We start from the raw sequence: 23857 nt of genomic DNA on the forward strand, positions 1-23857 counted from the left end.
TCGGCAAATAGTTAACTCAAACAAAAGGATAATGCCCGCTTAACGCGGCTTCCTCTCAAGTTCTGGCTAGCTGTCCGCCGTCCGTCACCCAGCATCAAGGCGGCGTTTCCGCCGCGAATATGGCGCTGACGCTTCATTCCCTGGGGAATGTGATGCCGAATGGATCACATTCCAGTCCTTCCTCGCCCCTTGCCTTGCCCAGGCACGATCTTTTTCCGGGGACCGGTTCCCAGTCCCGGGGATCATGCCTAAGTTCGTCTGATTATGCGCGCAAAGCCGTCCCCGATAAATACACCCGAGACGACGGAGCCCGCCTCGCGCGGTTTCTCCATCGACGTCCATCGGCTTGTCGCGCCGAAGGCCGCGCCTGGCCTGCACCTGGTCGCGACCCCCATCGGCAATCTCGGTGACATCACGCTGCGGGCGCTGCAGACCCTCGCCGGGGTCGATGTCATCGCCTGCGAGGACACCCGCATCACGCGGCGTCTGACCGAGCGCTACGACATCTCCGCGCAGCTCAAGCAGTATCACGAGCACAATGCGGAAGCGGCCCGTCCAAAAATCCTGGAGCGGCTTTCGCAGGGCGGCTCGATCGCGCTGGTGTCGGACGCCGGCACGCCGCTGATCTCGGACCCCGGCTACAAGCTGGTACGCGAGGTCTGCGCCGCCGGCCACGCGGTCTACGCGCTGCCCGGCCCGTCCTCGGTGCTGGCGGCGCTGTCGGTCGCAGCGCTGCCGACCGACCGCTTCTTCTTTGAAGGCTTTCTGCCGGCGAAATCGGCCGCGCGGAAGTCGCGCCTGGCCGAGCTTGCGCGCATCGATGCGACGCTGGTGATGTTCGATTCCGGCAATCGCGTGCAGGACACGCTCGCCGAGCTCGCCGAGATCATGGGGACCCGCGAAGCCGCGATCTGCCGCGAGCTGACGAAACTGCACGAGCAGATTTCGCGCGCTACGCTGCATGAACTGGCGCGCGACGCCGACACGCTAGAGACGCGCGGCGAATTCGTGCTGGTGATCGCTCCGCCTGCGGCGGATGCCGAGATGCTGACATCGGACGCGCTCGACGACCTCCTGCGCGAGCAGCTCGCCGCGAACAGCGTCAAGGACGCGGTGGCGCATGCGGTCGCGCTCTCGGGCCGGCCGCGCCGCGAAGTCTATGCCCGCGCGCTCGAGCTTGCCAAAGATCTGCGGGGCGGCGATGGCGAAGACTGAGACCCCGGCGGAACCGAAAATCGCCTCGCCCGAGCGCATCGCCGCCTTTCGCACCGGCATCTCCGCGGAAAGCCGCGCCGCGGCCTATCTCATGGCCAAGGGCTACCGCATCCTCGCCAAGCGCTTCCGCACGCCGCATGGCGAGATCGACATCGTGGCGCGCCGCCGCAATCTGATCGCCTTCGTCGAGGTCAAGGCGCGCGCGACCCTGGACGACGCCGCCTTCGCGGTGACGCCGCGCCAGCAGCAGCGCATCATCGATGCCGCGCAAGGCTGGCTCGTTGCGCATCCCGAGCATGCGGAATTCGAAATGCGATTCGATGCCATGCTGATTGCGCCGCGGTCACTTCCACGCCATGTGTTGGCGGCATTCGACGCCTCGACCTGAAAGGCAGACCATGAAACTGAACGTCGCCGTCCAGATGGACCCCATCGCCCGCATCAACATCAAGGGCGATTCCACTTTTGCGCTGCTCCTGGAGGCGCAGAAGCGCGGCCACGGCCTGTCCTATTACACGCCCGACAAGCTCTCGATGGTCGGCGAGGAGATCGTCGCTCCCGTCCAGCTGCTCACCGTGCGCGACGAACCCGGCAACCATTTCACCCTGGGCGAACCCAGGCGCGAGGCGCTCAACGGCTTCGACGTGGTGCTGCTGCGCCAGGATCCGCCGTTCGACCTCGCCTATATCACCTCGACGCACCTTCTCGAACGCATCCATCCGAAGGCGCTCGTCGTCAACGATCCCGCCTCCGTGCGCAACGCGCCGGAGAAGCTGTTCGTGATGAACTTCCCGCAGCTGATGCCGCCGACGCTGATCTCGCGCGACCTCGACGAGATCAACGCGTTTCGCGACAGGCACGGCGCCGTCGTCATGAAGCCGCTGCACGGCCATGGCGGCGCGGCGGTGTTCCGCGTGATGCCGCAGGACATGAATTTCGGCTCGCTGTTCGACATGTTCTCGGTGACATTCAAGGAAGCCTGGGTGATCCAGCAGTTCATCCCCGAGGTAAAGCACGGCGACAAGCGCATCATCCTGATCAACGGCGAGTTCGCCGGCGCGGTGAATCGCGTCCCGGCCGCCGACGACCTCCGCTCCAACATGGTGCGCGGCGGCGCAGCGCAGGAGACCGAGCTCACCCCGCGCGAGCGCGAGATCTGCGCCACCGTCGGCCCGGCGCTGCGCGAGCGCGGGCTGTTGTTCGTCGGCATCGACGTCATCAACGGCAATCTCACCGAGATCAACGTAACCTCGCCAACCGGCATCCGCGCCATCGCGCGGCTCGGCGGACCGGACGTTGCCGCAAAGCTCTGGGACGTGATCGAGCAGAAGCGGGCGAAGTAGGCATCGGTCCGTAGCCTCCTCAATGTCGTCCTGGCGAAAGCCAGGACCCATTACCCCGGCTGCCGGTTTGACGAACATCGAAACGATCACCTCCTTAACAATTCATCGCGGTGGTAATGGGTCCCCTGGCTTTCGCCAGGACGACAGCGGTGATGTGGCGCGTTGTTTCCATCTCACTGCATGCCGGCACCAAGCATCACCTCACACATCACTAACCACCCCTTCACCATGACGCGGCGCGCATCATTCGAACGCACGGGCCGCGACTGCGTGAAACTACGGGGCCAGTGGCCGACCGGCTAACGCGACGTTCACCATCTGCCGAAAGAGCACAGCGCGGCTGTCGATCGCATTCGGCCTCGCAACACCGCTTATACTTTTACTGCCTACTCATCGACACGGGGAACCCGCCAGGTGCGGTTCGAGTGCCCCGCGTAAGAGTAGAAGCGTATGAACACCGCACGCATTGTCGTTCTCGTCATCGCGCTGGGCGCCGGCGGCGTCGCTGCGTATCTGGCGAGCGGCTATGACAACAAGCCCGCGCCCGTTCTCCCCGTCGCCGAAAAGCTGCCGACGGTCGAGGTCCTGGTCGCCAAGAACGACATCCAGCTCGGTCAAGCCGTGAAGCCCGAGGACCTGCAATGGCAGGTCTGGCCGGCGGCGACCGCGAGCAGCGCCTTCATCCGCCGCGACAACAGGCCCGAGGCGCAGATCCAGATCGCAGGCTCGATCGCACGCGTGCCGTTGATGCAGGGCGAGCCGATCCGCGAGCAGAAGCTGGTCAAGGCCGACGGCTCCGGCTTCATGGCCGCGATCCTGCCGTCTGGCATGCGCGCCGTCTCCACGGAGATTTCAGCCGAGACTGCCGCCGGCGGCTTCATCCTGCCGAATGACCGCGTCGACATCGTGCTGACCCGCCGCCTGAAGAATCCTGACGGGGCCGCCGGTAACGACCTCATCCTGTCCGAGGCGATCCTGACCAATATCCGCGTGCTCGCGATCGACCAGGCGCCGAAGGAAAAGGACGGCCAGAACGCCGTCGTCGGCAGGACCGTCACGCTCGAGCTCAAGCCCGACCAGGTCGCCACGCTATCGGCAGCGCGCCAGGGCGGCACGCTGACACTCGCGCTGCGCAGCATCGTCGATGCCAACTCGATCGACAGCACGCCCGAGGACCAGGCGAGCAAGCGGTCCGGCGGGGTCAACGTGATCCGCTACGGCGTGCAGGCGCGGCAACTGACGTCACAGAAGTGATGGGGATATGATGAACTTTGGGGATGATCGGACGGGCATGCGCATTCGGGGGAATCGCGCGCGCTCGGTCTGGACGGGGACGATGCTGATCCTGGGGCTGCTCGCAGCCCCCGATGTCGTTAGCGCCGCAGATGCGCCGGTCGGCGACCAGGCGCCGATGCAGGCAGCGGATCTCGATGTGTCGCCGGTCGGGACGATCGCACCGGCGAAGACGCGCTTCCTGTCGCTCGGCGTCGGCAAGTCCGCTGTGATCGACCTGCCGCGGGACGTCAAGGACGTGCTGGTCGCCGATCCCAAGATTGCCAATGCGGTGATCCGCTCGGCCCAACGCGCCTATATCATCGGCGGACAGGTCGGCCAGACCAACGTCGTGTTCTTCGCCGCCGACGGCCAGCAGGTCGCCGCCTACGACATCGCGGTGAAGCGCGATCTCAACGGCATGCGCACGGCGCTGCGTCAGTCGCTGCCGGGCGTGCAGATCGAGGGCGTCGGCGACAGCGTGATGCTCACCGGCTCGGTGTCGAGCCCGGTCGAGGCCCAGCAGGCCGGCGACGTCGCCGCCAAACTAGTCGGCGGCTCCGAGAAGGTGGTCAACAACATCGTCGTGCGCGGCCGCGACCAGGTGATGCTCAAGGTCGTCGTCGGCGAAGTGCGCCGCGATATCGTCAAGCAGTTGGGCGTCGATCTCAGCGCCAGCCTGAATGCCGGCACCGCGGTGGTGAACTTCAACAATTCCAACCCGTTCTCAGTCAGCGGCGGACCGATCGTCAGCAACAACGGATTAGGTGTCGCCGGGCTCACCAAGGGCTTCGCGACCGTCAGCGCCACGATGCGCGCGATGGAAAGTGCCGGTGTCATGCGCACGCTCGCCGAGCCGAGCCTGACCGCGATCTCCGGCGAATCCGCCACCTTCATCGCCGGCGGCGAATTCCCCATTCCGTCGGGCTATGCCTGCGATCCCGTCACCCACGTTTGCACCACCCAGATCACCTACAAGAAGTTCGGCATCTCCCTGAACTTTACCCCGGTCGTATTGAGCGAGGGCCGGATCAGCCTGCGCGTGATGACCGAGGTATCCGAGCTGTCGAACCAGAGCGCCATCACAGTCACCCAGGCGCTGTCCTCGAACTCGACCAACTCGATCACCATCCCCTCGATCCAGACCCGCCGCGCCGAAACGACGCTGGAAATTCCCTCGGGCGGCTCGATGGCGATGGCCGGCCTGATCCAGCAGCAGACCAAACAGGCGATCAACGGCCTTCCCGGCGTCGACCAGGTGCCGATCATCGGCGCACTGTTTCGCAGCCAGGACTTCGTCAACAACGAGACCGAGCTGATGGTGATCGTGACGCCCTATGTGGTGCGCGCGGTGGCCCAGAAGGAGCTGTCCCGGCCCGACGACGGCTTCGCGCCGGCCTCTGACGCCCAGACCGCGCTGCTCGGCCGCATGAACCGCCTCTATGGCATCGCGCGCCGCGTCGATCCGATCGCGGGTGCGCCCGGTGATTTCGGCTTCATCATCGACTGATGACGAACGGACGGCTTGGGGAATGGGGCAAGAGACGGGCAAGAGACGGGGCACGAGGGGATGAAGCGATGACGAAGACCATGGCCGATCGACGTCGCAAGTTGGGCGTCGCGCTGGCACTGACGGGGCTCTCCGTCATGCTGGGCGCCTGCAACACCACCGGCGAGGTCGTCACCCAGACGGTGCCGACCGACTATCGCCAGCGTCACCCGATCGCGGTCGAGGAAGCCAAGAAGTCGATCGTCATCTTCGTCGGCAAGGCTCGCGGCGGCCTCTCGGCCGCGCAGCACGCGGACGTCGCCGGCATCGCCCGGGACTGGGTGCGCGAAGGCACCGGCTCGATCGTTGTTGACGTCCCTGTCAACGCCGCGAATTCGCGCGCGGCGGCAGCGACCTATCACGAGATCCGTTCCGTGCTCGCCTCCGGCGGCGTACCCGCGCGTGCCATCGTCCAGCATCCCTATCGGCCCGAGGATCCCGGGCTGCTGCCCACCATCCGTCTGAGCTATTCCCGGATCGCCGCGGTCGCGGGCCCCTGCGGGCTGTGGCCGGAAGATCTCGGCCCCTCCATCCTCGACCCCGGCTACAACGAGAACCGGCCCTATTTCAATCTGGGCTGCGCCAGCCAGCGCAACCTCGCGGCCATGATCGACAATCCCGCCGACCTCGAGCAGCCGCGATCCGAGACGCCGGCCTATAACGCACGGCGTGACGTGGCCTTCGAGCGCTATCGCAAGGGCACGCCGGTCGCGACCACGAATCCAGACGCCGACAAGGCCAAACTCAGCGACACAGGCAGATGACACGCGTCCAGGACGAAGAAGCGGACGATCCGCAGCACCCCGAGGAACATATTGCGCCGGTTCCTCGCATCTCCGTGCAGGCCTTTTGCGAGACCGAGCAGACGCTCGCCGCGGTGACCGCGGCCGGGCAGGATCGCCGCCTCGCCAAGGCGCATCTTACCGCCAAGGACGGTGGCTTAGCTGCGGCAATCGAAGTCTATGAAACGATGCCGACGCCGAACGTCATCGTGATCGAATCCGACGGCACGCGCGACATCCTCGAGGGCCTCGACGACCTCGCCGGCGTCTGCGATCCCGGCACCCGTGTGGTCGTGATCGGCAACCCCAACGACACCGCGCCCTATCGCGAGCTGGTCCGCCGCGGCGTCAACGACTATGTGGTGGGACCGGTCGAAACGCTCGACGTCGTCCGCTCGATCTGCAGCCTGTTCTCGGCGTCCGAAACCATCATCACTGGCCGCGTCATCGCGGTGGTCGGCGCCAAGGGCGGTGTCGGCGCGTCCACCGTCGCGCACAATGTGGCCTGGACCATCGCCCGCGACCTCGCGCTCGATTCCGTCGTGATCGATCTCGACCTCGCCTTCGGCACCGCGGGTCTCGACTACAATCAGGACCCGGTGCAGGGCATCGCCAATGCGGTGCTGTCGCAGGATCGGCCGGACACGGCCCTGATGGAGCGTCTGCTCTCCAAATGCACCGAGCGTCTCAGCCTCCTTGCCGCGCCTGCCAGCCTTGACCGCGTCTACGATTTCGGCGCGGAGGCCTTCGACGCAGTGTTCGACACGCTGCGCATGACCACGCCCTGCATCGTGCTCGACGTTCCCCACCAATGGTCGGGCTGGACGCGACGCGCGCTGGTCAACGCGGACGACATCGTGATCGTGGCCGAGCCCGATCTTGCGAACCTGCGCAACACCAAGAACATGCTGAACGTATTGAAGGCGGCGCGGCCGAACGACCGGCCACCGCTCTACTGCATCAACCAGGTCGGCATGCCCAAGCGTGCGGAGATCGAGGTCAAGGCCTTTGCCAAGACCATGGAGAGCCAGCCGATCGCGGTGATCCCGTTCGATTCGAAGCTGTTCTCGACTGCGGCCAACAACGGCCAGATGATCGCGGAGGTCTCCAAGAGCCACCGCACCACCGAGCTGTTCCAGAACATGGCGAACCGCCTCGCCGGGCGCGGCGAGGTGAAGAAGCCGAAGCGCTCGCTGCTCGGACCGCTGCTGAAGAAGCTGAAGGGCAGGTCGGGGCGCGGATCAGCCCCGCATCGCAAGGCCTCGTAACCAAGGCATCCTGACGCGCGCGGTTACTTCTCCGCCCGCTGCTGCTTTTTCACCAGCAATTGCCGCAGCGCCGTGACCTTTGCCGCCGCCTGATCCGGCGGCAGGTCGGCCTTCACGATGGTCTCGGCCTCGGCCTGCTTTCCTTCCAGTCCCAGCACGAGCGCGAGATTGGCGCGCACGCGGAGATCGGCGGGATTGCGCGCGTGCGCCCGGCGCATCGTTTCCTCTGCCCGCGGCAGATTGTTCTGCAGCATGTAGGACAGTCCGAGATTGGACAGGACCGACGGCTCGTCCGGCACGATCTTGAGCGCGGCGGCGTAATATTGCTGCGCTTCCTCGTTTCGGCCGAGTTGATCGAGCGCGGCGCCCTGCGCCGACAGGATATGCCAGTCGGGATCCTCGGGCGAATGCGCGCGACCGAGGACGTCGAACGCCTGCTGGAAACTTCCGCTGTCGGCGAGCGCACGGCCGTAGCCTGCGAGCAGCGCCTTGTTGCTGGAATGGGCGAGCACGGCCTGCTCCAGCACCGCGAGCGCCTGCGCGCGCTGGCCGGTCTGGCGCAACGCCTTGCCGTATTCGAGCGCGATGTTGGGATCGCCAGGCCTGGCGCGATAGCGCTCGCGCAGCGCGTCCATGTCCGGCCTCATGTCCGGCCTCACGTCCGGCTTGGTGTCGGCCCTGCCAGCCGTTTCCGACTTTCCGCCGAGCGCACCGGTGATGTCCTCGATGCCAGTGGTCTGACAGCCGCCAAGAGCCAGGATCAGAAGCGCGGAAAACAGATATCTCGCCGGAGGAGAGGCGACGGACAAACGCTTGGACATACTCTGATCACTCGGCGACTGATCAGAGATGCTTACCGATTAACGCTAAAGTCCCGTTAAGGCGGGGCGCTTGCGCAGCTCAGTCGGTGAATTCAGCGCCGAACTCGCAGCCGATGCGCCAGCGCAGGCGGCACTGCCGGGAATAGTCGGGCGCGAAGATGATGGTGAATTGCGGCGGCACTTCCAGGAACTCCGCCACCACTTTCACGCCGCCATCCGAAATATCCGTGATCGTGCAATCCCGCGGCAGCGAGCCCGCGCCAAAGTGAATCTTGGCGAGCCGCGTGCACATCCGTCGTTCGCTTCTCCGGCGATTTGCAAGCATTTGAATTGTTCACCCGTTAGACCACGGCCCATCCCGCACCCTAGGAGTAGCGGACATTCGTTGGGATGTGCTGAGCAGAGCAGCTTGCATTCGAGGCGTAGTGTCTTCGTCGTGTTTAGGATCAGTTAAGGCCTCCCGGCCCCTGAGTATGTTCCTGTATTGTTCTTGCAAGAGCCGGCCCGCTCTGCTACCCCTAATTGTGCAAAAGGGCAGGCTGGTTCGGGCATGGTTCAGCGGGTTTCTACCGTCGCCTTTGAGGGGATCGAGGCCCGTGCGGTCGACGTGCAGGTGCAGGTCGCGCCGGGTCTGCCGGCCTTCGCGATCGTCGGTCTCCCGGACAAGGCGGTGTCGGAGGCGCGCGAGCGGGTCCGCTCGGCGCTGATCGCCTCGGGGCTGGCGCTGCCGGCGCGGCGGATCACCGTCAATCTCGCGCCCGCCGATCTGCCCAAGGAGGGCAGCCATTATGACCTGCCGATCGCGCTTGGGCTGATGGGGGCGATCGGCGCGATCCCGCCGGATGCGCTGACCGGCTTCACTGTTCTGGGCGAGCTTGGCCTCGACGGATCGATCGCACCGGTCGCCGGTGTTCTTCCCGCCGCGATCGGCGCCAATGTGCGCGAAGAGGGGCTGATCTGTCCGGCAGCTTGCGGCTCGGAAGCGGCGTGGGCAAGTCCGGACATCCAGATCATCGCCGCGAGTTCGCTGATCCAGATCGCCAACCATTTCAAGGGAACGCAGGTGCTGTCGCGGCCCGTGCCGAAGGTGCATGAAGCAGCAAGCTCGCCGCTCGACCTGCGCGACATCAAGGGCCAGGAGAGCGCCAAGCGGGCGCTGGAGATCGCGGCCGCCGGCGGCCATCACCTGCTCATGATCGGCGCGCCCGGCGCCGGCAAATCGATGCTGGCGGCACGCCTGCCCTCGATCCTGCCACCGCTGTCACCGGGCGAGTTGCTCGAGGTCTCGATGATCGCCTCTGTTGCCGGCGAGATCGAGGGCGGCGCGCTGACGGCGCGGCGGCCGTTCCGATCGCCGCATCATTCCGCCAGCATGGCCGCGCTCACCGGCGGCGGCATGCGCGCACGGCCCGGCGAGATCTCGCTCGCGCATCAGGGCGTGCTGTTCCTCGACGAGCTCCCCGAATTCGATCCGCGCGTGCTGGATTCGCTGCGCCAGCCGCTGGAGAACGGCGAGGTCTCGGTGCCGCGCGCCAATCACCGCGTCACCTATCCCGCGCGCTTCATGCTGGTCGCGGCGATGAATCCCTGCCGCTGCGGCAATGCGTTCGAGGCCGGCTATGCCTGCAAGCGCGGCCGCATCGATCGCTGCACCGGCGACTACCAGGCCCGCATCTCGGGGCCGCTGATGGACCGCATCGATTTGCGCATCGAGGTCCCCGCGGTGACCGCCGCCGACCTGATCCTGCCGCCGCCGGCAGAGGGCTCGGCCGAAGTCGCCGCGCGCGTGGCCGCCGCCCGCGACATCCAGCTCGCGCGCTACGCGGATGCCGGCCTGCCGAAGGTTCGCACCAACGCCGAAGCCCCGGCCTCGGTGCTGGAGGAGATCGCCAAGCCGGATGCGCAAGGCCAGAAGCTGCTGCGCGACGCCGCCGAGACCATGCGGCTGTCGGCGCGCGGCTATCACCGCGTGCTCCGGGTGGCGCGCACGCTGGCCGATCTCGACGGCGCCGACAGGATCGGCCGGCTGCATCTCGCCGAGGCGCTGTCCTACCGCGCACTCGCGGAGGATGTGCGCCAGTTGGCGTGATCATTCCGCGCATCAACCCGGCGGTAACGAGTTTCCTTTACGCTCTGCAAACCATAAGGCCCATCAGTTCCCGTACAGGGCCTGGCGAGTAGCGTGTCATGTTGCGTTTCAAGATCCTGGCCTCGGTTGTTCCCCTGTTGGCGGCCGCGGTGTTTGCCCGCAGTGAGATCGGATCGGTCTCGCATCCCTGCATCGCCCTCGGCGACACCTCGGTCGAGCTGACGTCGCTGTTCTGGACCGCCGGCGTGCATGTCGCCTTCACCGATGATCCCGCGCGCGCCACGGTGCGGGTTCAGATCACCGAGGATGCGGACGCGGCCGACTTCGCGGTCGTCGACGACGGCCTCGGGTCGGAATCGGAGTCCTGCCAGGCCAATCCCTCGACTCGCCTGATCTCGATTGCCGCGCAGCCCGTCGACGGCGGTCAGGTGATCTATCTCTCCAGCGAGGGGCCGGCGGATTACCGCGTCTATGTGCGCTCGAAGACCTTCTCCCAGCGCGAGGCGGCGGCGCTGATCGTCGGCGCCCACGGCGGCCACCGCCATCTCCAGGCCGCTTCGCTTTGAACCGCCTCGCTCTGCGCCGTTAACACCTCGTCAACCCTGTTCGGAAGCGGTCGCGACACCTCAAACTGTTCGCAAGGTCGGCGGCACATCGTCGTTTACAGCGAGTACAGCGTTTTAAGAAAAGAGTCGGGTCGGTGGCGATGGATCGGACATTCCGGATCAAGGTGCGCGTGCGCCGCTTCAGACGACAGTACCCCAGAAGCGCTTTCGCGATCCGCTCCTTCATGATCTTCTCGGCGACCTTCGGCGGCGCCTATGGCTTTGTCTCCGGCAGCCGGTCCGAGACTTCCGGCTACGATCCCAATGCGTTTGCGATCGGCGTCAGCTTCCTGTTCGCGCTCGCCTGCCTCGGCCTCGCCACACTCAGCATGCGCCTGCGCTTCGTCAACAAGCGGATGCGTGCGCTGGCTGCCCACAACGAAACGCTGATCGATCGCAATTGGGAGCTGAAGGAGGCCGAGGAACGCGCGCGCAGCCTGTTCGAACAGCAGGGCGATCTGATCGTGCTGCGCGACACAAGCGGCCGCATCACCTTCGCCAACGAGGCCTATTGCGCGCTTGCCGGACAGGCGCGCGGCGCGCTGGTCGGCACGCGCTTTGATTTCGATGTGCTGGAGCAGGGCGACAGCGCGCGCGAGAGCAACGGCACGCGCATTCACGACCAGAAGATCGCAACCCCCCTCGGCGCGCGCTGGATCGCCTGGCGCGAAGGCTATGTCCGCCTCGACGCCGGCCAGCCCGCCGAATTGCAGAGCGTCGGACGCGACGTCACCGACCGCACCGAGACCGAGCGTGCGCTGTCCGACGCCCGCGACCAGGCCGACGCCGCCAACCGGGCCAAATCGCGCTTCCTGGCGATGGCCTCGCACGAGATCCGCACGCCGCTCAACGGCATCATCGGCATGGGCGGGCTGCTGCTCGACACCACGCTGACGCCGGAGCAGTCGACCTACGCAAGGGCCGTGAAGACCTCGGGTGAAGCGCTGATGGCGCTGATCGAGGAGTTGCTCGACTATTCCAAGATCGAAGCCGGCAAGCTCGATCTCGAGCAGCGTCCCTTCGCGCTCTCGGCCCTGATCGAGGACATCACCGAGCTGCTCGCGCCGCGCGCGCAGGCAAAGAAGCTCGAGATCGCCGCCTATGTCGACGAGCGGCTGCCGCTCGAGGTGGTCGGCGACGCCGCGCGGCTGCGCCAGGTGCTGCTCAACCTCGCCGGCAACGCCATCAAGTTCACTGCGAGCGGCGGCGTGGCGCTGATCGTGGAGCCCGGTATCTGGCCGAACGAGATCAGTTTTCTGGTGCGCGACACCGGCATCGGCATCGCAGCCGACGCGCAACAGCGCATCTTCCGCGAATTCGAGCAGGCCGACGAACGCGTCGCCCGCACCTATGGCGGCACCGGCCTCGGTCTCGCCATCAGCGAGCGCATCGTCAAGCGCATGGGCGGCCGCATCACACTTACGAGCGAGCCGGGCAGGGGTTCGACCTTCGAGGTCGCAGTCCCGCTCGCGTCATCCGCTGTCGGCGCGGAACAGACGGCATTCCCGAGTCCCGACCTCGCAGGCAAGTCGATCCTGCTGATCGCCGACGGCATCGAGGCCTCGCTGATCGCGCGGCGGCTGGAGCGCTGGGGCGGCCAGACCTGCATGGTGACGGACGCGGCGGTGGCGGAAGCGCTGCTGCCGGAACGCTCATGGCATTCGGTGCTGATCGATCGCGCGCTCGGCGCTGCCATTGCCGACCGCCTCGGCGAAGCCGCACGCAGCCATGCGACGCAACGCCTCGTGCTGCTGACGTCGGGCTCGCGCCACGAGAAGCTCTCGCCGGCCTTCACCGGCTTCCTGGTGAAGCCGCTGCGCGCGGCCTCACTCGCCGCACGCCTCGCGCTGCCCCCGGAGGTCGCCTCGCCCGATCTCGCGCCGGAGCCGTCGGCCCCATCCACCGGCACGGCACCGGCGAAAGGCCTGTCAATTCTCGTCGCCGAGGACAACGAGATCAACGCGCTGTTGATGCGCTCGCTGCTGACGAAACTCGGCCACCGTGTCGTCATCGCCGTCCATGGCGAGGCCGCGCTGGAATCCTGGCTCGGCGCGGCATCGGCCGGCACGCCCTATGATCTCGTGCTGATGGACATCCAGATGCCGCAGCTCGACGGCATCGAAACGACAAACCGCATCCGTGCGCATGAGGCGGCCAAAGGCGGCCAGCACACGCCGATCCTTGCGCTCACCGCCAATACGCTGGTGGAAGATCGCTATGCCTGCTTTGAAGCGGGCATGAACGGGTTTCTGATCAAGCCGCTCGATCGCGAGAAGCTGGAAGAGGCGCTGGCCGGACTGGCGGCGGCGCGGCAGCTGGCGGTTTGATCCGGACTTCTTGGGAACCCGATCTCGGACGGCGATCGACAATTGAAATCGACCGCGTCGCGCGTCACCATCCTCTGGGGCATTTAAGCAGAGGATTTCGCATGAACGTGCTGTACCGCCTCGCCTTCGTGATCCTTCTCTGTGGTTCCATTCAAGCCACCGCGGCCGCGGCCGATAGCTCGCAACTGATCGCCTCGCTCAAGCAAGGCGGTTACGTGCTGGTGTTTCGCCACACCGCCACTGACGACAGCCAAAAGGATGTCTACCCTTTCAAATTCGACGACATGAGTGCCCAGCGTCAGCTCAGCGAGAAGGGCCGCGACATGGCGCGCCAGATCGGGACGGCGATCAAGGAGTTCGCGATCCCGATCGGCGACGTCTACACCAGCCGGCTGAACCGCGCGATCGAGGCGGGCAGACTGATCTCCGGCCGCGAGGTCAAGCCAGTCGACGCATTGACGGACAGCAGCAACGCAAGTGCGTCGGGCATGGCAAATCCGACTGGTGCCAATGCAAAGGCGGGCCAGGCCGTCCGGCAGCTCGTCGATGCGCCGCCCAAGGCCGGCACCAACACCGTCCTGGTCACCCACAAGACCAACATCGCCGATGCTTTCGGCAAGGATGCCGGGGACGTTCAGGAAGGCGAAGCTTTCGTCTACAAGGCCGGCAGCTCGGGTCCCGCAACCTTTGCAGGGCGCATCAAGCTTGCCGACTGGACCGCGAAAGCAGACAAGTGACGGCCCGGACATCAGGTCCGGATCATGCTCGGGCAACAGAAGGGCTGGCGAACACGTGAGAACATCGGAAGACCGCTCATTCCTTATCTTGCTTGCCGCGATCTCCCTTGCGTTCGGGTGGGTGCTTTGGCCGTTCTCCGGCGCGTTGTTGTGGGCCACGCTTCTGGCGATCATCTTTGCACCGCTCTATCGACGCGCCCTGGAAAGCCTTCCGGGAAGGCGCAACCTTGCCGCATCGTTCACCGTCGTCGTCGTGATCGTCATGGTCCTCATCCCCGTGGCGGTCGTCATTGCCTCGCTCATCGATCAGGGTGGGGAGCTGTATCAGCGCGCTCAAAGCGGGGAGATCAGTTTCGCTCATCCCCTGCAGCAGCTGAAATCCGCGCTGCCCGCCTGGGCTGCGTCCCTGTCGGATCGCCTGGCCGGCATCGATTTTTCGGCCCTGAAGGAACGTCTGTCGAGTCTGGTCGTGCCTGCCGGCCAACAGCTGGCGGGGCACGCCATCAACATCGGTCAGTTGACGCTGGAGTTCGTCGCGAGCTTGCTCGTGATGCTGTACCTGCTGTTCTTCCTGCTCCGCGATGGTGACGAGCTCAACGCACGGATCCGCGACGCGCTCCCGCTGCGGCCGAGCCACACTACCGAGATTCTGAATGCGTTCACCCTCGCGGTTCGCGGGACGATCAAGGGGATCGTTCTCGTTGCCCTGATTCAGGGAGCGCTTGGCGGGCTGATTTTCTGGCTGCTCGGCTTGACTGCGCCGCTGCTGGCGGGCGCCCTGATGGCGCTGCTCTCGCTTCTGCCCGTGCTCGGCTCTGCGCTAGTTTGGGTTCCGGTCGCGCTCTACCTGCTTGTGGCAGGCTCAGTCACGAAAGGGATCATTCTGCTCGCCTTCGGGATCTTCGTGATCGGTCTTGCGGACAATTTTCTCCGCCCGATCCTGGTCGGCCAGTCCATCCAAATGCCGAGCTATGTCGTGCTGCTCGCCACCGTAGGCGGCCTTGCGGCTTTCGGAGCGAACGGGTTTGTCATCGGCCCACTCGTCGCCGCGATGTTTCTCACGGCGTGGCACATCTTCATCGGCTCGAAAGCGCCACAGGAGGTCCGGAAATGATCGTCATATCGAGTTACGATCCCGCGGTCAGCCGAGCGCCGAATCCGGCCACCCTCGAATGCTATGCGGCGTGAGCAGCAAACCGCGGCGCGGACAGCTTGGCCGGCGGCGCTGGCGTGCCCTTGAATTTGGTGTCTGCCTGGGCCGCGCGCTTGCAATGCGGGCACACGAAAAGGTGCGCGATGATCGGGGTCGGCTCGTCCGCGAGCAGCTCGGAACGGAACCACTTCATCTCGATATGGCAGTCCGGGCAGGTGGGTGCTTCCAGCTGCTCGGCAGCGCTTCTGAGACGATCAACCATGGGGCCCGTGTGCGTTTCCGAAAGCCATAACCAAATACCCCTCGCCGGTCTGCAACAAAAGATACTCATCCCGAAATTTAACAAGGGCTACGTTCATCAAGGCAGTTACAGCCGCCTGAGCGCCACGCTCGACACCGTGTGGTCGGCGCCCTTCTTCAGGATCAGGGTCGCGCGAGGGCGGGTCGGCAGGATATTGTCCTCGAGATTGGCGAGGTTGGTGCGCTCCCAGATCGCGATGGCGGTGGCGGTGGCTTCCTCGTCCGACAACAGCGCGTAGCGGTTGAAGTAGGATTTTGGGTTGGTGAACGCGGTGTCGCGCAGCGACAGGAAGCGCCTGATGTACCACTGCCGCAGCGCGGCCTCATCGGCGTCGATATAGACCGAGAAATCGAAGAAGTCGGACACGACAGGCACGGCCTTGCCGTCACGCGGCAGCTTGCCGGTCTGCAGCACGTTGACGCCCTCGACGATCAGGATGTCGGGCTGGTCGATCTCGGCCCATTGGTTCGGCACGATGTCGTAGGTCAAATGCGAATAGACCGGCGCGCGCACATGGCGGCGGCCGGCCTTGATGTCGGAGAGGAAGCTGAGCAGCAGCGGCAGGTCGTAGCTCTCCGGAAAGCCCTTCTTCTGCATGATGCCCTGCCGCTCCAGCACGGCGTTCGGGTACAGAAATCCGTCCGTGGTGATCAGCTCGACCTTGGGACGCGGCGACCAGCGCGCCAGCAGCGCCTGAAGCACGCGGGCCGTGGTGGATTTTCCAACCGCGACCGAACCGGCGACGCCGATGATGTAGGGCATCTTGCGGTCGCGGATGTTGAGGAACTGGCGCTCCGCGTAATAAAGCCGCTGCATCGCATCGACATAGATCGACAGCAGGCGCGACAGCGGCAGGTAAATGTCCTCGACCTCCTGCAAGTCGAGGCGGTCGTGCAGCGAGCGCAGCCGGTCGAACTCGCCGGGCTCCAGCGTCATCGGCGTGTCGTCGCGCAGACGCGACCACTCCTCGCGCGTGTAGACGCGGTACGGATTATACTGCTGCTCGGGTGCGCGGATATCCATGACGCGACTCTCCACCTCGGCTAGCTGCCGCCCTTGCGCGACGCCTTTTCTTCCAACCCTGACATATTGGTCCGCTTGTCCAATGCGGCCTCGACCTCTTCCAGCTTTACGCCGCGGGCCTTGAGCAGCACAAGGAAATGATAGAGCAGGTCGGCGCCTTCGGCGATCAGATGCGCGCGATCGTTTTCGACTGCTGCGATTACGGTTTCGACTGCCTCCTCACCGAACTTCTTGGCGCAATGTTCGGCGCCCTTGTCGAGGAGCTTGCGGGTATAGGACGCCTCGCCACCCGCTGCCGCGCGGGCGTCGATGGTCTCGGCCAGATCGTGGATCGTGAAACGCGGCATACAAATACTCGGAAAACGCGCCTCGGCCGGTATTGGCCGTCTATCCGGCGGGATAAGCCGGTCCCCGCCGATCATGTAGCATTTTTACGGACGGGAGTCGTCAGGCATCGAGGCGCATGGGCAGCCCGCGCCGGGACATGTGCTCCTTGGCTTCGCGGATGGTGAATTCCCCGAAATGGAAGATCGAGGCAGCCAGCACGGCGGTGGCGTGGCCGTCGCGAATACCGTCGACGAGGTGGTCGAGATTGCCGACGCCGCCCGAGGCGATCACGGGAACGGGAATGCTGTCGGCGATCGCCCGGGTCAGCGGGATGTCAAAACCCTGCCGCGTGCCGTCGCGGTCCATCGAGGTGAGCAGGATTTCACCGGCGCCGAGCGAGACCACCTCCTGGGCATATTCGATGGCGTCGATGCCGGTCGAGTTGCGGCCGCCATGGGTGAAGATCTCCCAGCGCTCGCCGCCACCGGCGCGCTTGACCCGCTTGGCGTCGATCGCGACAACCACGCACTGCCCGCCGAATTTCTCGGCGGCTTCCTTGACGAACTCGCGCCGTGACACCGCGGCGCTGTTGATCGAGACCTTGTCAGCGCCGGCGCGCAGGAGGGTCTTGATGTCGTTGACCTCACGCACGCCGCCGCCGACGGTCACAGGCATGAAGCAGGCTTCAGCGGTGCGTCGGACCACGTCCAGCATGATGCCGCGATTCTCATGGGTCGCGGTGATGTCGAGGAAGGTGAGCTCGTCGGCGCCGGCAGCGTCATAGGCGATCGCCGCTTCGACGGGGTCACCGGCGTCGCGCAAATCGACGAAGTTGACGCCTTTGACGACCCGTCCGTCCTTGACGTCGAGGCAGGGGATCACGCGCACCTTGAACATCGGAGGTCTCCTAGGCCGCGGCGCGGATCAGGGTGAGGGCGGAAGCGGAATCGAGCCGGCCATCGTAAAGCGCGCGGCCGGCGATCGCGCCGGCGAGCTTTTTCGCGCGCGGCGTCAGCATCGCCTTGACGTCCTCGATCGAGGCGAGGCCGCCGGAGGCAATCACGGGAATCGAGATCGCATCCGCCAGCGCAATGGTTGCATCGAGATTCAGGCCCTTGAGCAGGCCGTCGCGCGCAATGTCGGTGAAGATGATGGCGGCGACGCCGGCATCCTCGAAACGCCGTGCGATCTCCAGCACCGTCACCTGCGAGGTCTCGGCCCAACCTTCGACCGCGACCTTTCCGTCACGCGCATCGAGCCCGACCGCGACGCGGCCGGGGAATTTCCTGGCGGCAGCCTTCACCAATTCGGGGTCGCGCACCGCGGCGGTGCCGATGATGACACGGGTGATGCCCTTGTCGAGCCAGGCCTCGACAGTCGCGAGATCGCGAATGCCGCCACCGAGCTGCACCGGAATCGTGATCGTCTTCAGCATCGCCTCGACGGCCTGCGCATTCACCGGCCTGCCGGCAAACGCGCCGTCGAGATCGACGACGTGGAGATACTCAAAGCCCTGCGCAACAAAGCTCGCCGCCTGCGCGGCGGGATTGAGGTTGAACACGGTCGCGCGCGCCATGTCGCCTTGCTCGAGGCGCACGCATTGGCCGTTCTTGAGGTCGATCGCAGGAAAGAGAATCACGGTTTCCATCGCAAAAAGTTCGAGATCAGGGCCAAACCAAAGCGCTGGCTCTTCTCGGGGTGAAACTGCGTCCCGATGGCCGTGTCCTTGCCGACGATCGCGGTGACAGGCCCGCCGTAATCGGCGCGCGCGAGCACATCGGCCTCGTTGGCGGCGTTGAGGTGGTAGGAGTGCACGAAATAAGCGTGCTGGCCCTTAGGGCCGAGCGGCAGCTTGTCCAGCACCGGATGCTCGCGCAGCACATCGAGCGTGTTCCAGCCCATGTGCGGGATCTTCAGGCTCTCGTCGCGCGGCGTGATCTTCTCGACGTCGCCGCCGATCCAGTTCAGCCCTTGCGTGATGACATGCTCCTTGCCGCGGGTGGCGAACAGCTGCATCCCGACGCAGATGCCGAACATCGGCCGCGCCTTGACGCGCACCGCTTCGGTGATCGCCTCGACCATGCCGTTGACGGCATCAAGCCCACGCCGGCAATCGGCGAAGGCGCCGACGCCCGGCAGCACTAGACGGTCGGCGCTGTAGGCCTGGTCCGGATCGCTGGTGACGAACACCTTTTGCGGGTTATCCATGCTGCGCGCGGCGCGCTCGAACGCCTTGGCGGCCGAATGCAGATTGCCGGAACCGTAATCGATGATGGCGACGCTCATCTTGACCCTCCCGGTTCTGGAAACAAACCAATGATGCCGCCTGCCGGCATCGGCGGCGGATTTGAGAATTGCTGACCCGGCACGTTGCGGGTCGGCGGCGGGCCGCCGCGATCGACGGCCCATTGATCGTTGACGATGCCGCGCTGCTTCTGGCTCCAGCGCTCGAAGAAGCGGCGCTCGGCGGTGTCCTCGTCGTCGGAAATCACCACGTCGAGCTGCCGCCATTTCCCGCGCGACAGCGTCCAGCGGCGCAGGCTGGAGGCCTCGAATCCCATCAGGAGCGCGACGATGATGTCGGCGAAGAAGATCGACGACCGGCCGACGCCGAGGCTGGACAGCCCGACGTTGAAGGCGGCAACGAAGATCAGCCAGCCGACCAGCGCCAGCCACAGCCGATTCCACAGCAGCCAGAACGGTCCGAAGATCATCGCCCAGAAATGGAAGCCGTCGCGCACGAAGACGAACTTGTCGGTCGCGCGCAGATCGGCTCCGGCAGGAGAGGGAGCATGAACTGTGTAGACGGACATGACGATGCCCCGTTCCTAGGAATTCAGTGATACCGCAAACGGCGCGCGCCGCCGGCCCGGAATGTCAGCCGCCGAGCGAGCCCTTGGTGGACGGGATTTCGCCCACCGCCTTCGGGTCGATCGCGACCGCCGTGCGCAGCGCCCGCGCCAGACCCTTGAAGCAGGACTCGGCGATATGGTGGCTGTTATCGCCATATAGGGTCTCGACGTGAAGAGTCACGCCGGCGTTCATGGCGAAGGCCTGGAACCACTCGCGCACCAGCTCGGTGTCGAACTCGCCGATCTTGTCGCGGGGGAAGTCGACCTTGAACACCAGGACCGGGCGGCCCGAGATGTCGATGACGACGCGCGACAGCGTCTCGTCCATGGGCATGTGCACGCCGGCATAGCGGGTGATGCCCGCCATGTTGCCGAGCGCCTGCTTGAGGGCCTGGCCGAGCGCGATGCCGGTGTCTTCGGTAGTATGGTGATGATCGATGTGCAGATCGCCGACCGCCTTGACCGTGAGGTCGATGCGGGAATGGCGGGCGAGGAGATCGAGCATATGGTCGAAAAAGCCGATGCCGGTCGCGATATTGGACACGCCGGCGCCATCGAGGTTCACGGTGACCTCGATGTCGGTTTCCTTGGTCTTGCGCTTGATCGTCGCGGTGCGCATCAAAATTAGCTTTCATCCTCGTTCGGGCCGAAAACGCCGGTCTTTTAACAGCCAAATGACGCCTTCGCTACTGCGGGAACGGCTGGCCGGGCCTCTACTTCTGCCTATGGTGAGCGAAATTGGGCCCGGAGCGGCCCGTTGTGCGCCAGTTGTCCCCTTGGCCCCGACCGCCTAAATCAGCCCGGACAACGAGGATCATTCATGCAGGACTCCCCAAACAGCTCGCCGGGCTGGCACGGCACCACGATTTTGACGGTCCGCAAGGGCGGCACGGTGGTGGTCGGCGGCGACGGCCAGGTCTCGATCGGCCAGACCGTGATCAAGCACAACGCCAGGAAGGTCCGGAAGCTCGGCAAGGGCGACGTCATCGGCGGCTTTGCCGGCGCGACCGCCGACGCCTTCACGCTGTTCGAGCGTTTGGAAGCCAAGCTCGAGCAATATCCGGGGCAATTGACCCGGGCCGCCGTCGAACTCGCCAAGGACTGGCGCACCGACCGTTATTTGCGACGGCTGGAAGCCATGATGATCGTGGCCGACAAGGACGTTTCCCTGGTGCTGACAGGCACCGGCGACGTGCTGGAGCCCGAAGCCGGCGTGATGGCCATCGGCTCCGGCGGTAATTACGCGCTGGCGGCCGCCCGCGCCCTGCTCGACACCGACAAGGACGCCGAGACCATCGTCCGCCGCTCCCTCGACATCGCCGCCGACATCTGCGTCTACACCAACCGCAATGTGACCGTCGAAGCGCTGGCGGCCGGGTAGGACTTGTGGCTGGACAGCGGACCTCCGGACTGGCTGCAACCTCTCCCGCTTGCGGGAGAGGTCGCGCCGAAGGCGCGGGTGAGGATTCTGTCCTCTTGGGGACTGTCCCATTGCGGAAACACCCTCTCCCCAACCCTCTCCCGCAGACGGGAGAGGGAGCGCCGCACCGCCCTGGCCGCTAGATGACCCCCGCCTACATCTTCCGCCCGATGACCGCGGCCGATCTGCCGCTGATCCGGCGATGGCTCGGCGAGGCACATGTGGAGGCGTGGTGGGGCGATCCGGACGAGCAGTTCGCGCTCGTGAGCGGCGATCTCGACGAGCCGGCAATGGACCAGTTCATCGTGTTGGCCGGCGGCAAGCCGTTCGGCTATCTTCAATGCTACCGCCTGACCGCCTGGAATACAAGTCTTGGGCCGCAACCGGAGGGCACCCGTGGCATCGATCAGTTCATCGGCGAAAACGATATGATCGAGCGCGGGCACGGTTCGGCGTTCATCCGCCAATTCGCCGACGCGCAGTTGCGGCAGGGGCTGCCCCGCATCGTCACGGATCCTGATCCGCTCAACGCGCGCGCCGTGCGCGCCTATGAGAAGGCCGGCTTTGTCCGCGAGCGCATGGTCGAGACGCCGGACGGGCCGGCACTTCTGATGGTGCGCGAGGCATGACGCTGACAAGTGTGCACGGGAGCAAGGCCGCGTTTCCGCCGCTCGCCTGGGTCGGCATCGCGCTGCTGCTGCTGGCGCTGCAGGCCTCGATTCTGCTTGCGATGGGCCGGGTGCCGATCTGCACCTGCGGCTATGTCAAGCTGTGGCATGGCGTGGTGAACAGCTCGGAAAATTCGCAGCACATCGCCGACTGGTACACCTTCTCGCACATCCTGCACGGCTTCCTGTTCTATGGACTGACCTGGCTGCTGTTCGCGCGACTGCCGTTCGTGTCTCTGTCCTGGCCCGCGCGGCTGATCATCGCGATGCTGATCGAAGGTGGCTGGGAGATCGTCGAGAACTCGCCTTTCATCATCGAACGCTACCGCGCCGGAACGATCTCGCTGGATTATTTCGGCGACAGCATCGTCAATTCGGTTTCTGACAATTTGTCCATGATGGTGGGCTTCCTCGCCGCGCGCCTGCTGCCCGTATCGGTGACCGTCCTGCTCGGGCTCGTCTTCGAAATCATGCTGGCGCTCCATATTCGCGACAATCTGACGCTCAATATCCTGATGCTGATCCATCCGATCGAGGCCGTGAAACAATGGCAATCGGGTCCGCCGATCATCTGACGGCCAAAAAAGCGGCTTGTCCCGCCCCGCATCTGTCCCTAGCTAAGGTCCCATGACAGACTTTTCTCCCCGCGAAATCGTTTCCGAACTCGACCGTTTCATCGTCGGCCAGGCCGATGCCAAGCGCGCCGTCTCGATCGCGCTGCGCAACCGCTGGCGGCGGCAGCAGCTCGAAGGCTCCTTGCGCGAAGAGGTGCTGCCGAAGAACATTTTGATGATCGGCCCCACCGGCGTCGGCAAGACCGAGATCGCGCGGCGGCTCGCCAAGCTTGCCAACGCGCCGTTCCTGAAGGTCGAGGCGACGAAATTCACCGAGGTCGGCTATGTCGGCCGCGACGTCGAGCAGATCGTGCGCGATCTCGTCGAGGTCGCGATTGCCCAGGTCCGCGAGCGCAAGCGCAAAGACGTGCAGGCACGCGCGCAGCTCGCTGCCGAGGAGCGCGTGCTCGACGCCCTGGTCGGCGCCAATTCGAGCGCCGCAACGCGGGACTCTTTCCGCAAGAAGCTGCGCGCGGGCGAACTCAACGACAAGGAGATCGAGATCGAGACGCAAGGCGGCGGCAGCGGCTTTCCGATGTTCGAGATCCCAGGCATGCCCGGCGCGCAGATGGGCGCGGTTTCGATCGGCGACATCTTCGGCAAGCTCGGCGGCCGCAGCAAGACGCGGCGGCTGACGGTGGAGAGCTCGCACGAGATCCTCATCAACGAGGAATCCGACAAGCTGCTCGACGGCGATCAGTTGACGCTGGAGGCGATCAGTGCGGTCGAGAACAACGGCATCGTGTTCCTGGACGAGATCGACAAGATCTGCGCCCGTGAAGGCCGCGCCGGCGGCGACGTCTCGCGCGAGGGCGTGCAGCGCGACCTGCTGCCGCTGATCGAGGGCACCACGGTCTCGACCAAGCACGGCGCGGTGAAGACCGACCACATCCTGTTCATTGCCTCAGGCGCCTTCCACGTCGCCAAGCCGTCCGATTTGTTGCCGGAACTGCAGGGCCGCCTGCCGATCCGCGTCGAGCTGCAGGCGCTGACCCGCGACGACATGCGCCGCATCCTGACCGAGCCCGAGGCCTCGCTGATCAAGCAATACGTCGCGTTGATGCAGACCGAGGGCGTCACGCTCGACATCACCGACAACGCGATCGACGCGCTTGCGGACGTCGCGGTCGCCGTCAATTCCACCGTCGAGAACATCGGCGCGCGGCGGCTGCAGACCGTGATGGAGCGGGTGCTGGACGAGATCTCCTTCACCGCCCCCGACCGCAGCGGCGAGACCGTCAGGGTCGACGCCGATTTCGTGCAGAAGCACGTCGGCGACCTCGCCAATAACGCGGATCTGAGTCGGTTCATTTTGTGATTCCTGCCAGTCCGCTATCTATCCGCCGTCGTCCCGGCGAAGGCCGGGACCATAACCACCGGCAGTTATTGTTGGAAAAGATAGCGGCTCCAGCCTTGGCTCAAAACGAACATTCGTGGCTATGGGTCCCGGCCTTCGCCGGGACGACAACGGAGGGTGCCGCGCGTCGAGTG

The 23857-nt window shown here is 65.3% G+C and carries 26 protein-coding genes; 16 read left to right on the forward strand and 10 right to left on the reverse strand.

Translation table 11 applies throughout. The features are described from left to right. The first annotated feature begins 264 nt into the window (after positions 1-264). The 7 genes from rsmI (at position 265) to BRA1417_RS0104540 (ending at position 7429) form a co-directional block, all read left to right on the forward strand. Positions 265-1215, forward strand: coding sequence for a 16S rRNA (cytidine(1402)-2'-O)-methyltransferase (gene rsmI / locus BRA1417_RS0104510; RefSeq protein WP_027514793.1), 951 nt, complete (start codon positions 265-267; stop codon positions 1213-1215). Beyond that, positions 1202-1603, forward strand: coding sequence for a YraN family protein (locus tag BRA1417_RS0104515; protein WP_027514794.1), 402 nt, complete (start codon positions 1202-1204; stop codon positions 1601-1603). Before rsmI ends, BRA1417_RS0104515 begins: the two co-directional genes overlap by 14 nt. Positions 1604-1613: 10 nt before the next feature. Then, positions 1614-2558: a glutathione synthase gene (gene gshB, locus BRA1417_RS0104520; RefSeq protein WP_027514795.1), complete on the forward strand. Its 945-nt coding sequence runs from the start codon at positions 1614-1616 to the stop codon at positions 2556-2558. Positions 2559-3008: 450 nt separating this feature from the next. Then, entirely contained in the window at positions 3009-3812 is an 804-nt protein-coding gene (gene cpaB, locus BRA1417_RS0104525; protein WP_027514796.1) for a Flp pilus assembly protein CpaB, read from the forward strand. Positions 3813-3822: 10 nt separating this feature from the next. Then, positions 3823-5340: a type II and III secretion system protein family protein gene (locus tag BRA1417_RS0104530; RefSeq protein ID WP_027514797.1), complete on the forward strand. Its 1518-nt coding sequence runs from the start codon at positions 3823-3825 to the stop codon at positions 5338-5340. Between the two features lie 68 nt (positions 5341-5408). Then, complete coding sequence (locus BRA1417_RS0104535; RefSeq protein WP_027514798.1) at positions 5409-6143, forward strand: CpaD family pilus assembly protein; 735 nt, start codon at positions 5409-5411, stop codon at positions 6141-6143. Continuing rightward, the gene (locus tag BRA1417_RS0104540) at positions 6140-7429 is read left to right on the forward strand and encodes an AAA family ATPase (RefSeq protein ID WP_027514799.1); all 1290 of its coding nucleotides are present in this window, start codon (positions 6140-6142) and stop codon (positions 7427-7429) included. Before BRA1417_RS0104535 ends, BRA1417_RS0104540 begins: the two co-directional genes overlap by 4 nt. A gap of 23 nt (positions 7430-7452) precedes the next feature. Here the strand turns inward: BRA1417_RS0104540 and BRA1417_RS0104545 are convergent, their stop codons facing one another. Both BRA1417_RS0104545 and BRA1417_RS0104550 read right to left on the reverse strand, forming a co-directional pair. Then, on the reverse strand, positions 7453-8250 hold the full coding sequence (locus tag BRA1417_RS0104545; RefSeq protein ID WP_027514800.1) for a tetratricopeptide repeat protein: 798 nt from the start codon (positions 8248-8250) through the stop codon (positions 7453-7455). Between the two features lie 79 nt (positions 8251-8329). Continuing rightward, positions 8330-8575, reverse strand: coding sequence for a PilZ domain-containing protein (locus tag BRA1417_RS0104550; RefSeq protein WP_007598461.1), 246 nt, complete (start codon positions 8573-8575; stop codon positions 8330-8332). A 225-nt stretch (positions 8576-8800) separates the two neighbouring features. Between BRA1417_RS0104550 and BRA1417_RS0104555 the strand changes: the two genes are divergently transcribed. From BRA1417_RS0104555 to BRA1417_RS0104575, 5 genes are all read left to right on the forward strand, one after another. After that, complete coding sequence (locus tag BRA1417_RS0104555; RefSeq protein ID WP_027514801.1) at positions 8801-10339, forward strand: YifB family Mg chelatase-like AAA ATPase; 1539 nt, start codon at positions 8801-8803, stop codon at positions 10337-10339. A 98-nt stretch (positions 10340-10437) separates the two neighbouring features. Then, positions 10438-10905, forward strand: coding sequence for a hypothetical protein (locus BRA1417_RS0104560; protein ID WP_027514802.1), 468 nt, complete (start codon positions 10438-10440; stop codon positions 10903-10905). A 140-nt stretch (positions 10906-11045) separates the two neighbouring features. Next, positions 11046-13271, forward strand: a complete 2226-nt coding sequence (locus tag BRA1417_RS0104565; RefSeq protein WP_027514803.1) for an ATP-binding protein — start codon at positions 11046-11048, stop codon at positions 13269-13271. A 101-nt stretch (positions 13272-13372) separates the two neighbouring features. Next, positions 13373-14008 carry a histidine phosphatase family protein gene (locus BRA1417_RS0104570; protein ID WP_027514804.1) on the forward strand — a complete coding sequence of 212 codons (636 nt, stop codon included), beginning with the start codon at positions 13373-13375 and terminating at the stop codon, positions 14006-14008. 55 nt (positions 14009-14063) lie between these two features. Then, positions 14064-15122 (forward strand): AI-2E family transporter, encoded by a 1059-nt coding sequence (locus tag BRA1417_RS0104575; protein WP_027514805.1) that lies wholly within the window; start codon positions 14064-14066, stop codon positions 15120-15122. 61 nt (positions 15123-15183) lie between these two features. Here BRA1417_RS0104575 and BRA1417_RS0104580 read toward each other — a convergent pair whose 3' ends face one another. The 8 genes from BRA1417_RS0104580 to hisB form a co-directional block, all read right to left on the reverse strand. Continuing rightward, entirely contained in the window at positions 15184-15423 is a 240-nt protein-coding gene (locus BRA1417_RS0104580; RefSeq protein WP_027514806.1) for a hypothetical protein, read from the reverse strand. Positions 15424-15528: 105 nt separating this feature from the next. After that, a complete protein-coding gene (coaA, locus tag BRA1417_RS0104585; RefSeq protein ID WP_027514807.1) occupies positions 15529-16485 on the reverse strand; it encodes a type I pantothenate kinase in 957 nt (318 codons plus the stop codon). A 20-nt stretch (positions 16486-16505) separates the two neighbouring features. Then, complete coding sequence (locus tag BRA1417_RS0104590; protein ID WP_007598445.1) at positions 16506-16832, reverse strand: phosphoribosyl-ATP diphosphatase; 327 nt, start codon at positions 16830-16832, stop codon at positions 16506-16508. A 100-nt stretch (positions 16833-16932) separates the two neighbouring features. After that, a complete protein-coding gene (gene hisF, locus BRA1417_RS0104595) occupies positions 16933-17709 on the reverse strand; it encodes an imidazole glycerol phosphate synthase subunit HisF (RefSeq protein WP_007604055.1) in 777 nt (258 codons plus the stop codon). Positions 17710-17719: 10 nt separating this feature from the next. Then, positions 17720-18460 (reverse strand): 1-(5-phosphoribosyl)-5-[(5-phosphoribosylamino)methylideneamino]imidazole-4-carboxamide isomerase, encoded by a 741-nt coding sequence (gene hisA, locus BRA1417_RS0104600; protein ID WP_063628375.1) that lies wholly within the window; start codon positions 18458-18460, stop codon positions 17720-17722. Then, complete coding sequence (hisH, locus tag BRA1417_RS0104605) at positions 18448-19098, reverse strand: imidazole glycerol phosphate synthase subunit HisH (RefSeq protein ID WP_027514809.1); 651 nt, start codon at positions 19096-19098, stop codon at positions 18448-18450. Before hisH ends, hisA begins: the two co-directional genes overlap by 13 nt. After that, positions 19095-19625 carry a DUF2628 domain-containing protein gene (locus BRA1417_RS0104610; protein ID WP_027514810.1) on the reverse strand — a complete coding sequence of 177 codons (531 nt, stop codon included), beginning with the start codon at positions 19623-19625 and terminating at the stop codon, positions 19095-19097. Before BRA1417_RS0104610 ends, hisH begins: the two co-directional genes overlap by 4 nt. 64 nt (positions 19626-19689) lie before the next feature. Further along, positions 19690-20283 (reverse strand): imidazoleglycerol-phosphate dehydratase HisB, encoded by a 594-nt coding sequence (gene hisB / locus BRA1417_RS0104615; RefSeq protein WP_027514811.1) that lies wholly within the window; start codon positions 20281-20283, stop codon positions 19690-19692. Positions 20284-20484: 201 nt separating this feature from the next. Between hisB and hslV the strand changes: the two genes are divergently transcribed. The 4 genes from hslV to hslU all read left to right on the forward strand — a co-directional run bounded on the left by hslV (position 20485) and on the right by hslU (position 23684). Then, positions 20485-21045: an ATP-dependent protease subunit HslV gene (gene hslV / locus BRA1417_RS0104620; protein ID WP_027514812.1), complete on the forward strand. Its 561-nt coding sequence runs from the start codon at positions 20485-20487 to the stop codon at positions 21043-21045. A 182-nt stretch (positions 21046-21227) separates the two neighbouring features. Beyond that, a complete protein-coding gene (locus BRA1417_RS0104625; protein WP_027514813.1) occupies positions 21228-21713 on the forward strand; it encodes a GNAT family N-acetyltransferase in 486 nt (161 codons plus the stop codon). Further along, entirely contained in the window at positions 21710-22327 is a 618-nt protein-coding gene (locus BRA1417_RS0104630; RefSeq protein WP_027514814.1) for a DUF2585 domain-containing protein, read from the forward strand. Before BRA1417_RS0104625 ends, BRA1417_RS0104630 begins: the two co-directional genes overlap by 4 nt. Positions 22328-22379: 52 nt before the next feature. After that, positions 22380-23684: an ATP-dependent protease ATPase subunit HslU gene (gene hslU / locus BRA1417_RS0104635; RefSeq protein WP_027514815.1), complete on the forward strand. Its 1305-nt coding sequence runs from the start codon at positions 22380-22382 to the stop codon at positions 23682-23684. Positions 23685-23857 lie beyond the last annotated feature (173 nt).

Source organism: Bradyrhizobium sp. WSM1417 (genome assembly GCF_000515415.1).
Taxonomy (GTDB): domain Bacteria; phylum Pseudomonadota; class Alphaproteobacteria; order Rhizobiales; family Xanthobacteraceae; genus Bradyrhizobium.